We start from the raw sequence: 13,426 nt of genomic DNA, 5'->3' as shown, positions 1-13,426 counted from the left end.
CGTCTCGTCATGCCAGATCCGTCGCACGCGGCAGCCCCGAAGGTCGCTAATTTCAGCAGCATCCCGGTGGTCGATATCGCCGGGCTCTTCAGCCCCGACATCGCCCTGCGCCAGGCCGTCGCCGACCAACTGGGCAAGGCGGCGCGGGAAGTGGGCTTTCTGTATGTCAGGAATCATGGCATCGCGCCATCGCTGATCGACGGCCTGCGTGAGGCCGCCAAAAAGCTGTTCGCCCAGTCGCTTGACTACAAAATGCAGCACTACATCGGCACTTCACGCAGCCACAAAGGCTTCGTGCCCGAGGGCGAAGAGGTGTACGCCAAGGGCAAGCCGGACCACAAGGAAGCCTTCGATATCGGTTTTGAAGTGGGCGACGAAGACCCGCTGGTGATCGCTAAAACCCCACTGATCGGCGCTAACGAATGGCCGGACCTGCCCGGTTTTCGCCCTGCGGTGGAAGCGTATTACGCGGCGGTGTTTGCCTTGGGCCGTCGCCTGTTCGACGGCTTCGCGCTGGCGTTGGGTCTGGAGGAAGGCTACTTCGACGCGATGGTCACCCGTCCGCCCTCCAAGCTGCGCCTGATTCATTACCCGTTTGACGGCGCCGCCCAGGACGCGCCCGGAATTGGTGCGCACACCGATTACGAGTGCTTCACCATGTTGCTGGCCGACAAGCCCGGTCTTGAAGTGATGAACGACCTGGGTCAATGGATCGACGCGCCGCCGGTGGACGGCGCGTTCGTGGTCAACATCGGCGACATGCTGGAGGTCATGACCGCTGGTACGTTCGTTGCTACGGCCCATCGGGTACGCACGGTCAGCGAGGAGCGCTATTCGTTTCCGCTGTTCTTCGCCTGCGACTTCCACACCCAGATCAAGCCCCTTCCGCAGTTCGACAAGGGCACGGCCGACTACGAAGAGATCACCATCGGCGAGCACATGTTCGGTCAGGCGCTGCAGACCTACCAGTACCTGCGGCGCAAGGTCGAGAACGGCGAAATCAAGTTGTACGAAAAGGCACGCAAGCCGTCGAGCTTCGGCCACCTGAAGAATCAGACACAGGACGCATCGTGATGCGGTACGTCCCTCTGCCCCGCCCGACTAATCAGCACACCCAGCCCTACCTTCCTGACGTGGAGTCACCGACGATGCGCAACACTCTGAACACTGCTGTCCGCTTGACCGTGCTTGCCTCTGCCGTGCTCGGCGCGTCCCTGTTTGCTGCAACCGCCGCTCAGGCTGCCACCACGGTGACGCCCGGGCAGTTCAAGGTCGGCATGGAGATCACCTACCCGCCCTTCGAATCCTACGACGAGAAGAAGAACGTCGTTGGTGCCGACCCGGACCTGTCACGCCTGCTCGCCAAGCACATGGACCTCAAGGCCGAGTTTGTCGACACCAAATTCTCCAGCCTGATCCTCAGCCTCAATGCCGGGCACTACGACGCGATCATTTCGGGCATGTACATCACGCCGGAGCGCCAGACCCAGGCCCAGACCATTCCCTACGCCGTAACGGGCGCAGCGATCATGGTGCTCAAGGACAGTCCGCTCAAACCCAAGGTGCCGGAAGACTTGTGCGGGCTGAAAATCGGCCTGGAAAAAGGCACCACGTGGGTCACCCAGTTCAACAAGCTTTCCGCCGAATACTGCGTGCCGAAGGGCAAAGGCCCGGTGGCCGTCAGCGAATTCCCGTCGGCACCGGAAGTGACCCAGGCGCTGCTGTCGGGCAACGTTCAGGCGCAAGTGGAAATCGACGGCGCCGCCGGCATGATCGCCGAACGCACCAAAGGCCGCGTGGTGGTCAGCACCGAGCATTCGATCTACCAGCAGACGCTCGGCATCTACGTGAAGAAGGGCAATGACGAGCTGTATCAGGCGTTGCTCAAGGCCTTCGACGAGACCAAAAAATCCGGCGAATACGCTGCGCTGTTGAAGAAGTACAACCTGGAAGAGCCTGCCGACTGACGGCTTGATGCTTCACCCCTTGTAGGCGTGAGCGTGCTCGCGATTGGCCGTAACAGCCGATGAAGATGGGTCGGCTGTACCGAAGTCATCGCGAGCAAGCTCACTCCGGCAGGGGATCGCGTTTGATAAGGGAATCCCGCCGGGCCCCGCCCTGCTGAGGTGCGTATGCAATTCGAATGGTCCTACTTTTTTTCTTTGTTCTCAGTCGCTGACTTCTGGGAGTCCTGCATCACCGTGATCGAGCTCAGCGCCCTGGGCTGGTTCATCGGCATGCTGCTGGGTTTCCTGCTGGCCTCGGCCAAGCTGTCGACCGCGCGCTGGATCAGCGTTCCGGCGTCGATTTATATCTGGTTCTTCCGCAGTGTCCCGCTGCTGGTGCTGGTGGTGTTCACCTACAACCTGCCGCAGATGTTTCCGGTCACCCGCGACGTGCTGTCCAACCCCTTCTACTCCGGCCTTCTGGCGCTGGTGGTCACGGAAGCGGCGTACATGGCGGAGATTCACCGCGGCGGCCTGATCTCTGTTGCGAAGGGCCAGAAAGAAGCCGGCCGCGCCCTGGGCGTCGGTCTGATCGGCATGCAGCGGCTTATCGTCATCCCCCAGGCGTTCCGTATCTCCCTGCCGACGCTGGTGAATGAATACATCACCGTGGTGAAACTGACCTCGCTGGTGTCAGTGATTTCCCTCACCGAACTGCTTACCGTGGGCCAACGCCTGTACGCGCAAAACTTTTTAGTCATGGAAACCCTGTCGGCCGTCGCGGTGTATTACGTGATGATCGTGACGGTGTTCGGCTGGCTGTTTCACTGGCTGGAGCAGCACCTGGAGCTGAGCAATCGCAAGCCGCAGACCCTCGACGACACTGCCCTGAGTAACCTGCGCGCCAGCCTGGTCGTGCAGCCCACGGTGGTGCGCCAGCCGACAACAGGACCGGGCTCGGCACCGGCGCTGCAACTGGTCAACATCCATAAAAGCTACGGGCAGCATGAAGTGCTCAAGGGCATCAATCTGGAGGTGGACGCCGGGCAGGTGATTTCCATCATTGGCCCGTCAGGCTCGGGCAAGACCTCGCTGATTCGTACGGTCAACAGCCTCGAAACCATCGACAAGGGCGAGATCATCCTGTTTGGCGAGGGCTACATTCACGCGGGCGACAACCCCAACGCGCCGCAGATTCGCCGGGGCGTACAGCGCATTGGCATGGTGTTTCAGAACTTCAACCTGTTCCCCCACCGCACCATCCTCGACAACGTGACCCTCGCGCCGCGGTATCACGGCCGCGACCGCGACGTCAGCGAGCAACGCGCCTACGTCCTGCTCGACAAGGTCGGACTGCTGGCCCATGCGCACAAATACCCGCACCAGTTATCTGGCGGTCAGCAACAGCGCGTAGCAATTGCCCGGGCACTGGCGATGGACCCGCAGATCATGCTGTTCGACGAACCGACGTCTGCGCTGGACCCGGAGCTGGTAGGCGATGTGCTCAAGGTCATCGCCGACCTGGCGAAAGAAGGCATGACCATGCTCATCGTGACCCATGAGATGGACTTCGCCCTGTCCATTTCCGACCGGGTGATCTTCATGGAAAACGGCATCGTCCAAGTCGACGCCGCGCCGCAGACGATTCTTGCCAACCAGTGCGGCGCGCGCGTGCGCACGTTCATGGGGCTGGATCACGCCGTTGCGCAACAGGCGCCTGCGCTCAAAGAGGCGTGAGCCTCACAGCCCCAACATCAACCCGCTCAGGCGCTTGACCTTGCGCCGCAGGGCTTCTTCAAACACGCCCTGACGCGGCTCGATCAGGCTGAACCAGTGCTTGGCCCGGGTGATGCCGGTGTAGATCAGCTCTTTGGTCAGCACCGGGTTCAGCGCCTCCGGCAGAATCAGCGCCGTGTGGGCGAACTCCGAGCCCTGGGACTTGTGCACCGTCATCGCGTACACCGTTTCCACGTCATTGAGCCGGCTCGGCAGCACGAAACGCACCCCGCCGCTGCCGTCGTTACGCGGGAACGCGACACGCAGGGCCTGACGGTTCTCCTCGATCGGTCCCTCGGGCAGACGCAGGGCAATGCCGATGTCGCCGTTCATCAAACCCAGCCCGTAATCGTTGCGCGTCATCAATACCGGGCGGCCCTCGTACCACTGATGATCACTCTCGATCAGCCCGGCGCTGAACAGCGTTTCAGTGATCCTTCGATTCAGCCCTTCCACGCCCCACGGCCCTTTGCGCACGGCGCACAGCAGCTGGAACTCATCGAACGCATTCAGCACCTGCCGCGCCCACTCGACGCTGCGCGGGTCTTCGATCTGCGTCAGGTCTTGCGGCCGCTGCGCGTGCATCACGCCCAGATAATGACGGTAGCCTTGTGGGCCATCGCCGTGACCGTCGAGCAACAGCCGCGACAGCGCACGGTCCTGCTCACCTTTGAGCACCAAGGAAAACAAATCCGGGTACTGACGAGCCGCGAGCAATGCACGCGCTTCCTGGTCCTGCTGCTGATTGACCAGTTTGGCCAACTGACCGATACCGCTGCCCGCGACGAAGCGCCGGGAATGGCGCAGCATCACCACTTGCTGGGCCAACGCGTGATGCTGATCGTCGCCCTGCTGCAAACCGCTTTTTGAAAGATCCTCGCCACTGACCGATTCAAGCCACGTCTGGGTCTGCGGGCTGTACATCCCCGCCTCCGCATCGCGGCACAAATCGCCCAGCACGGCGCCCGCCTCAACTGACGCCAATTGATCCTTGTCGCCCAACAGCACCATCCGCGCATGGGGCGGCAGCGCGTCGAGCAGATTGGCCATCATTTCCAAATCGATCATCGAAGCTTCGTCGACCACCAGCACGTCCAGCGGCAGCGGGTTGCCCGCGTGATGACGAAAATGCCGTGTGCCCGGACGGCTGCCCAGCAAGCGGTGAACCGTGGTGACTTCGCTAGGGATTTTCTGCCGCACGTCTTCCGGCACTTGCAGCGACTGCACCTGATGACTGATCGACTCGGTCAGCCGTGCCGCGGCCTTGCCGGTCGGCGCAGCCAGGCGAATGCGCAACGGCTTGCCGCGCTCAACCGCCGGCGATTGCAGCAGCGCCAGCAAGCGCACGACTGTGGTCGTTTTGCCCGTTCCGGGGCCGCCGGTGATGATGCTGAACGCACCCCGGGTTGCCAGGGCGCAGGCCAGCTTTTGCCAGTCGATCAACGCGTCAGGCGCGGGGTTGGCCGGGCCGAACAGCGCATCCAGCCGCTGGGGCAAATCGCTGAACCCCGTTTCCACCTGAGCCAGCCGACGACGCAACGCCGCATCGATCCGCCGCTCATAGGTCCAGTAACGGCGAAGGTACAGGCGCCGATCGGATAAAACCAACGGCCTCTGCGCCGCCGCTTCAGAGACATCCCCCGCGTGAGCAACCAGCGCGCTGGCTTCCAGCGCCTTGCACCACGTTGCGCCGTCCAGCGATTTGAGCAGTGAGGACGGCAACAGCATCGGCGTCGACAACACATCACCCTCGGGCGGCAACGACAAGGCGAAGTCCGGCTCTTTCAGGGTTTCGTAGAGGTCCAGGCAGACGTGGCCGTGACCCAACTGGTGACTGGTCAGCGTGGCCGCCAACAGCACCAGCGAATCGGCGGCAGGATCAAGGTCGGCCAGGAACGCCACGAAGGCTTTGTCCAGCGCGCGCAACCAGCCGCGTTCGACCCAGCGCTGCAGCAACAGCAGCAAATCCTCCACGCGGCTGAGGGGTTTCAGGTCGGCCAGGCTGTCGGCGTCCAGCGCCGTGGGCATCAAGTGAGCGAAGGTGCGGTTCATACGAGGTCTCCTGACAGCACGTCTTCCGTAATCGGCGCTCGGCCCTGAAACAGCAGATCGAGACTTTCGATCAGCGCGCGGGGCGGTCGGGTAAACCACGCGCCCTGACTCGCTGCGCGACTGCCGCGCACGAACAGGTAGACCGCTCCGCCCATGTGCTGGTCGTAATCGTAATCGGCAAGACGCGCTTTGAGCTGACGGTGCAAGGCCAGCAGATAGAGCACGTATTGCAGGTCGTAGCGGTTCTCCAGAATCGAGTTTTCCATCGCCTGCTCGGTGTAGGCATCGTCGTCGACGCCCAGCCAGTTGGATTTGTAGTCGGCGACGAAGTAACGACCTTCGTGCTCGAACGTCAGGTCGATGAAGCCCTTGAACATGCCGTTCAGCGAAACCGTCTCAGCGGCCGCACGAGGGGCGCCGTTGTGGGTGTAGCGGCGCACCAGCGCGTCCATCTGCGCCACATCGACCTTCGAGCAGGCGAACCAGAATTCCATTTCGACGCGGTACTGGTTCGGCTGATCCAGCTCGCACAAGGCCATGGGCTGTACGTCTGTGCCCAAACGCAGCGGCAGGGTCAGCAGATGCTGCAGCCAGTCGGTCAGCGTGTTGATCCAGCCTTTCCAGTCGCGACGGTTGCAGCGTTGGGCGACGACTTTCTCCAGCGACAGCGGATCGCCAGCCGCTTCGGCAAAGCCCTTCTCGCCGGCCCATTCCAACAGACCGTGCAGGAAGGTGCCGGGATTGGGACCACGCGGGAATCGGTGGATATCCCCTCCGCTGACCATCACCTCCCGCGGCGCATCCGGGTCAAGACGCTCATCGTCGAACAGCTTCTGCGCTTGCGGGCTGTCTGGCGACTGATCGCCGCTGTCGGTGATGGTGTCGCCGATGCGCAGCGCGCTGTAGGACGCAATCCACCAGTTCTCCCGAGCGCTGCGCCTGGGCACGCGCGGCTTGCTCAACGCGACCTCGCTGCGCGGCGCGCTGAAGGACTCGGTCGTGGGCAGCGGCACAGGCTCAACCTTAACGGCGGGATGACCTTCTGCCAGCGAATGCAGCCACTGCCCCAACGCCACCGATTCAGCCAGCTTCTGCCCGCCGCCAAGCAAGTAGCCCAGCGCCGAACGATGGAGTATCGAGGCGCTGTTGCTGCCGCGTTTGAGATCGGCAACGCCCAGCCAGCACGCGTGTTGCGCGCGGGTCAGGGCCACATACAACAGACGCAGGTCCTCTGCCAGACGCTCGTCATCCGCCTGCTCGATCAGTGCCGGCGTGGGCTTGAGACTGATCTGCGCGTGGCCATCGGCGTCGTGAAAGTGCAGCGGCAATCGGCTGCCGTCCACTGGCTTCGTCGAGCAGATGAAGGGCAGGAACACCAGCGGGTATTCCAGGCCTTTGGATTTGTGGATGGTCACGACCTTGACCAGTTGTTCATCGCTTTCGAGGCGCAGGATCTGCTCTTCTCCCGCTTGACCTGACAGCGCCAAGTGCTCGCTCAGATGACGAATCAGCGCCTGCTCGCCATCCAACTCGGCGGCGGCCTGCTGCATCAGTTCGCTGAGGTGCAGCAGGTTGGTCAGCACACGCTCGCCATCGGTTCGCTGAACCAGCGCCTGCGGCAGTTTGAAGTCGTGCAGCAGCCGACGCAGCATGGGCAGCACGCCTTGGGTGCGCCAGATGCGCCGGTAATCGCGGAACTGCATGACGCGGTTTTCCCACGCCAGTTCGTCCTGATTCAGCAGCTCAAGTTCGGCCAGCGGTAACGCAAGGGTGATGCAGGCCAAGGCCGCGCGCAGGGTTCGCTCGGCGTCAGGCTCGGCGCAGGCTTTGAGCCAGGCGAGCAGGTCATGGGCCTCTTGCGCCGCAAACACCGAGTCCTTGTCCGAGAGGTACACACTGCGCACGCCCCGCGCCGACAACTCGCCTCGCACGGCCTGAGCCTCCTTGCCGTCACGCACCAGAATCGCGATGTCGGCGGGCAGCAGGTTCTTCAACGGCTCGCCAGCTTTCGCAAAGCCCGCTTGCCCTTGTTGACCGGCGTTGAGCAAACGGACGATCTCACTGGCGCAACTCGCCGCCAGTTGCTGACGATAGACCGTGCCCGACACCGGCTGATCGGTTTCCAGCTGCCAGACGTTGAGCGCCGCGAGGACCTCACCGTCGACCTGCAACGTCTCTTTACGGCCCTGAGACCCGACTGCCAGAAACGGCACGGGATTGTCCTCAGGCGTACGGAACAAGAACGCGCCGCGACCGGCCTCGCTCGTTTCCGCGCGCGTGAACACGTGGTTCACCGCATCGACCATCGCGTGGCTGGAACGGAAGTTGGTGCCCAGCGTGTGCAAGCGTCCGGTCGTGGCCTGCCGGGCACGCAAGTAGGTGTAGATGTCGGCGCCGCGAAAGGCGTAGATCGCCTGCTTCGGGTCGCCGATGAGGAACAGGCCAGTGCTTTCGTCGTTGGCCTCAAGCCGGTAGATGCTGTCGAAAATGCGGTACTGCACCGGGTCGGTGTCTTGAAACTCATCGATCAAGGCGACGGGAAACTGCTCGCGGATCAGGGTCGCCAGGCGCTCGCCGCCACTTCCGCGCAACGCCGCATCCAGGCGCAGCAGCATGTCGTCGAAACCCATTTCCGCGCGGCGCCGCTTCTCTTCTTCAAAGCGCGCACCGACCCATTGCGCCGCGTGCTCGAGCACCGCCGCATCGGGCGTTGGCAGCGTGTCCAGCGCCACCTTGAGCTCGACCATCGCCTCGAACGCGGGGTGCGACGGCGGGTTGTTCTTCCACGCCTCAGCAATGCCGTCGGGCGTCAGCCGGGTGAAACCGGTGCCAAGGTCGAGTTGCTCCTGCTCATCGTCATTGGCCCAGGCAATCAGCTTGTCGAACCAGGGCCTGAAATAACGCTCCTGCATCTTGCGACCGTCGACCACTTTGCACGCGACGCCGTCGATGCAGATCGCATGCAGCTCGGCGGCCCAGTTGGCCCAGGGCGCCTTGAGCTGGCGGAGGGTTTCGCGCCGTTCCTGGATCGACTGCTCGATGAGCTCGGTCGGGGTTTCGGTTACGCTCCCCCGCTCACTGCCGAACAACGCGCGCACCCTTGGCAGCAACGCCGCAGGGCCACTCCAGTTCTCGCGCACCCAGATCAGCGCGTCACCGCTCATGGGGTAGCAGAACTTGCGCCAGTAATCGCGCAGCACTTCGCTCAGCAAATCGGTGTGATCGGTTTCCAGACTCTGGGTGAACAGGCTGCCGCTGTCGAAGGCGTGCTCGCGCAGCATCCGCTGACACCAGCTGTGAATGGTCGATACCGCCGCTTCGTCCATCCACTGCGCCGCGATGTCCAGACGGCTGGCGCAGGCGGGCCATTGCTCAATGGCGAACTCGTCCCGCAAGCCAGCGATCAATGCATCGGGCGCGTCGATTTCTTCACGGAAGAACCGCGCGGCTTCAGCCAGTCGCGTGCGAATGCGGTCGCGCAGTTCCTTGGTCGCCGCGTCGGTGAACGTCACCACCAGAATCTGGGGCGGCAACAGCTCACGGCCAAACCCTGAGTCCTCGCTGCCATGCCCCAACACCAGACGCAGGTACAGCGCCGAGATGGTGAACGTCTTGCCGGTGCCGGCGCTGGCTTCAATCAGCTGGCTGCCTTTCAGCGGGAAGCGCAGGGCCAATGGTTGTTGTGCGTCACTCATGCGCCGGCCTCCTCGCGAGAAAGTGCCTGCCAGGGCGCTTCAAAAATCGGTTTGTACAGCGCCTCGCACCAGCCCCCGAATTCCTCGCTGCCCAGCAACACGTCGAAGTCCGGGAACTGACGCGCCAGGGCGGTGCTTTCGGCACGCTCACCCTTGCTGTTCTGGCCATCGCCTTCATAGGCCTTGCGCGCGGCGGCGTCGGCTTTGGCCTCATCGTTCTGACCCAGCCAGGCAAACGCCGTCTTCACTGCAATCGGCAGCGGTCGTTGCATGCCTTGATGCCAGGCCAGCAGCAGGTCATTCAGCGTGCGCGTGGCGGTGTCTTTGTCCAGCGGCGGCAGCAAAAGCGTCTCGTCGCTGGCCACCAGCGCCGTGGTCAACGGCAGATCGCACGCGCAGGCCACCAAATGGTTCACCCACGGCTTGGTCAGCCGATGCCACTTGCGCGTCTTCTTGCTGGCGATGGCATTGGGAATAGCGGTGATCGCGAGTAACTCGTTCTGAGGGTTCTGATAAAGCCCATCGACCCAGCCATCGAGCTCGACGCCCTGATGCTGATAACTGACCGGCAGCGCGCTGTGCAGCCTCACCGGCCAGCGAATCAGTAGCTCGTGATAACGGGCGACGAGGTCGGGCAGCGGTTCGATCAATTCATCCTGAAGCAACGTGCCGAAGCCGGCCATCGGCAGCAAGCCGCTTCCCTGCAAGCGCGTTGCCTGAGCATGTAGGGATTCCTGAATGTGCTCCGGATCTGTTAGCGCTGCTTGCAACAGGCTGTCGCTGAGGCCATAGCGCTCAAGCGCGTCGAGCACGAAAGGCTCCTCGTCCGCCAATGGCGCCTCGGCGACCTCAAAGAATATCTTCAAGCGCTGGCTGAAGAAGTGCTTCACCGGATTGCGCAGAAAATCCTGCAACTGCATCAGGCTCAAGGGCTCTTCCTGCTGGTGCTTTTGCAGCGCTTTTGTTTCATCCGCTTCCATGACGGCTTCGTGCAGCACCTGCCACTCACGGGCGAAGCTGAAGAACTCGGGGTTCTCCTGGAAGTATTTGGCACTGAACGGCTGCAGCGGATGTTCAACGGTCAGTTTGTGCAGCAACTGTTGCCCCGGATCACGCTTTTTATCGTCCTCGGGCTCGATGGCATCGGCCAGTCGCCAGCCGCTGGACAGATGATCGCGCAGCTGCCCGATGAGCACCGAAGCCGGCCGCTCGGAATTGTCGCGAATGCTGCGCCCGACCCAGCTGATGTACAGCTGATCACGTGCAGACAGCAACGCTTCGAGCAAGAGATAACGATCATCCTCACGCCGGGAACGGTCGCCGGGACGGTAGTCGCTGCCCATCAGATCGAAATCCAGCGGCGGCTGCGCTCGGGGGTAATCGCCGTCATTCATGCCCAGCAGGCAGACGATTTTGAAAGGAATCGCGCGCATCGGCATCAGCGTGCAGAAGTTGACCGAACCGGCCAGAAAGCGCTGGGATAGCCGCCCTTGATCAAGCCCGGCCAGCCAGGCTTCACGCACGACCGTCAAGGGCAGCTCTTCTTCCAGGGCAACGGTCTCGCAGGTCTGCAGCCAGGTTTCGCGCAGGGTTTCCAGCTGACTGAGCAGGTAGTCGTCATGCTCGCTGTCAGCCATGAAGAACAGCTGCATGATCGCCTGAAGGCGCGCGCCCCACATGGCGGGTGTGGCGGGCCGGGAGAGTTCGTTGTGCGCGACCTGAAGCGCATCGATCAGGGACACCAGAGGGCCAATCAAAGCCGCGTCCAGCCCGCCGATTTCGTCATACGGCTGAATGCCGTCGTAAGCCGCACCCGCACCGACGGCGTAGCCCAGCAGCATCCGACGCAGGCCAAAATGCCAGCTGTTCTGCTCAAGCTGTTCCGGCAGACCCAGCCCTTCGCGTTGGTCTGCATTGAGCCCCCATCGCACACCCGCCCCTTCAATCCAGCGATGCAGGGTTGGCAGGTCACGCTCATCAATGCCGAACCGCGCGCGTAATGCGGGGACGTCCAGCAGATCGAGGATTTCACTGACCGGGAATCGACTGTCCGGAATTTTCAGCAGATGCTCAACGGCGATCAGCAGCGGATCACGGCCGCGTTGGCCCTGGTCGGCGAGGGTGAAGGGGATAAAGCGGCGATCGTCACGGTCCAGCTGGCCGAATACCGCACGGATGTGGGGAGCGTAGCTGTCGATGTCCGGCACCATGACGATGACGTCCCGGGGACGCAGGTCCGGATCCTTGCTGAAGCGCGCGAGCAGTTGGTCATGCAGCACCTCCACTTCACGCTGGGCACTGTGGGCGACATGAAAGCGAATGGAGCGGTCAGTCTTGATGTCCACGGGCGGCCAGACGTCACGGGTCTCGCTCAAAGGGCGCAGTTCGAGGATATCGTCCTGGAGTTGGTTCAGGAGGGTCGTTGGCTCGCTCTCGCTAAACAGGTCGATGCGCCCGTCGCGAAAAATTGATCGGTAGCTGTTTGGGTCGTCATGACTGTCCAGCAGATTGATGTAATCACGACCCTGCTTGCCCCACGCCGCCAGCAACGGGTGAGCGTGCTGGTGCAGCGCGTCAGGATTCAGCACCACCGGCATGCCGGGTTTTCGCGACTGACGCTTGTATTCGTGACGCAGGAGATCCTTGTCAGCCACGATGTCTGCCCAGTGATGGCGGCAAGGATTATGAACGCAGAGCAGGACCTGACTGAAACGAGCCAACCCGGCAAGCGCCTCTAGTGCCTGGGCCGGCAATGAGGAAATACCGAAAACGATAACCCGCGCGGGCAAACCGGCCGGCGCCTCGGTCAGGCTGTTGATGCGCTCGATGTAACGCTGATGCACACCGGCACGGCTCTGGGCCATGCCCTCTGCCCCGACATCATGGAGCAGCGCACGCCACAGTTCGGCTTGCCAGCAGTTCTCTGCTTTCAGCGGCTTTGCCTCTCCCCGACCGGTCCTGAGTTGGTGCTTGCCAGCAGCCCAGTCTTCCAACCAGTCGGCGCGATACACCTGATATTGGTCGAACAGGTCAGCGAGTCGCTCGGACAGTTGGTAACGCTTGCGCAGGTCCGTATCGGCCGTCAGGAATCGTTGCAGTGGCTCGAAGTGTGGCTGATTGATCAGGCCTGGGAGCAATCGCATCAAACGCCACGTCAAGGGAGCTTTATCGAGTAACGAGGTCTCCGGGATCTCGGCCTTGCCCAACACCGCCCGATACAGCTGCCACATGAAGCTACCAGGCAGCTGCACATCAATCGCAGCGGCGATGCCGCAACCCCCTTGATCATCGTCCTGTGCATCTTCGGCCAACGCGAGCTTCAGCCATTGAGCAATACCGTTGCTTTGTACCAGCGCCACTTCGTTCTCAAGGGGCGTCAGCGGGTAACGCCGCATCCATGACACCACTAGGCCACGCAGCTCATCCAGGCGATTACCATGGACCACCATAAATCCGGGGTTAAGATTGGATGTCACCGGCATAGCTGCACCCCTTGGTCTTTCAAAAGAGGGAGAAGACTACCAGAGGGAGCGGACTTGTTAGCGTTCGATGTTGCTAGGGCGACTGGCGAACATCCCCTTATGGGTGGTGATGCAGCGATAAAAGGTTGGCAGCTTTTTCCGCGCGCAAAAACAAAACCCCATCTGCTTTCGCAAATGGGGTTCTGGAATTTAATCTTGACGATGACCTACTCTCACATGGGGAAACCCCACACTACCATCGGCGATGCATCGTTTCACTTCTGAGTTCGGGATGGGATCAGGTGGTTCCAACGCTCTATGGTCGTCAAGAAATTCGGGTACTGACTCGTTCCTGAGAACGCTTCAGCAAATCGGGTATGTGATTAAGGTACCGCTTGTGTGTTCGCAAACTTTCGTCTTCATGCGTCTTCACACACCGCAATCTGCTGTCTCTGTGCAGATTGCTTGGGTGTTATATGGTCAAGCCTCACGGGCA

The 13,426-nt window shown here is 62.0% G+C and carries 6 protein-coding genes and 1 rRNA gene; 3 read left to right on the top strand and 4 right to left on the bottom strand.

What is annotated here, in order from left to right:
- Positions 1 to 9: 9 nt before the first annotated feature.
- The 3 genes from SLW74_RS00035 (at position 10) to SLW74_RS00025 (ending at position 3,683) form a co-directional block, all read left to right on the top strand.
- Positions 10 to 1,074: an isopenicillin N synthase family dioxygenase gene (locus tag SLW74_RS00035; protein ID WP_410927792.1), complete on the top strand. Its 1,065-nt coding sequence runs from the start codon at positions 10 to 12 to the stop codon at positions 1,072 to 1,074.
- 74 nt (positions 1,075 to 1,148) lie between these two features.
- On the top strand, positions 1,149 to 1,967 hold the full coding sequence (locus SLW74_RS00030; RefSeq protein WP_410927791.1) for an ABC transporter substrate-binding protein: 819 nt from the start codon (positions 1,149 to 1,151) through the stop codon (positions 1,965 to 1,967).
- Between the two features lie 165 nt (positions 1,968 to 2,132).
- Positions 2,133 to 3,683 (top strand): amino acid ABC transporter permease/ATP-binding protein, encoded by a 1,551-nt coding sequence (locus SLW74_RS00025; RefSeq protein WP_410927790.1) that lies wholly within the window; start codon positions 2,133 to 2,135, stop codon positions 3,681 to 3,683.
- Positions 3,684 to 3,686: 3 nt separating this feature from the next.
- On the opposite strand, the gene recD is transcribed toward SLW74_RS00025, so the two are convergent.
- From recD to rrf, 4 genes are all read right to left on the bottom strand, one after another.
- Complete coding sequence (gene recD, locus SLW74_RS00020) at positions 3,687 to 5,774, bottom strand: exodeoxyribonuclease V subunit alpha (RefSeq protein ID WP_410927789.1); 2,088 nt, start codon at positions 5,772 to 5,774, stop codon at positions 3,687 to 3,689.
- A complete protein-coding gene (gene recB / locus SLW74_RS00015) occupies positions 5,771 to 9,469 on the bottom strand; it encodes an exodeoxyribonuclease V subunit beta (RefSeq protein ID WP_410927788.1) in 3,699 nt (1,232 codons plus the stop codon). Before recB ends, recD begins: the two co-directional genes overlap by 4 nt.
- Positions 9,466 to 12,951, bottom strand: a complete 3,486-nt coding sequence (gene recC / locus SLW74_RS00010) for an exodeoxyribonuclease V subunit gamma (protein ID WP_410927787.1) — start codon at positions 12,949 to 12,951, stop codon at positions 9,466 to 9,468. The genes recB and recC overlap by 4 nt, the downstream gene beginning before the upstream one ends.
- A 193-nt stretch (positions 12,952 to 13,144) precedes the next feature.
- Positions 13,145 to 13,260: ribosomal RNA gene (gene rrf, locus SLW74_RS00005) — 5S ribosomal RNA — on the bottom strand.
- Positions 13,261 to 13,426 lie beyond the last annotated feature (166 nt).

Source organism: Pseudomonas sp. W5-36 (assembly GCF_046540455.1).
Taxonomy (GTDB): domain Bacteria; phylum Pseudomonadota; class Gammaproteobacteria; order Pseudomonadales; family Pseudomonadaceae; genus Aquipseudomonas; species Aquipseudomonas graminis_B.
The sequence above is the reverse complement of the archived record's forward strand: the minus strand, read 5'-3'. Positions and strand labels throughout refer to the sequence as shown.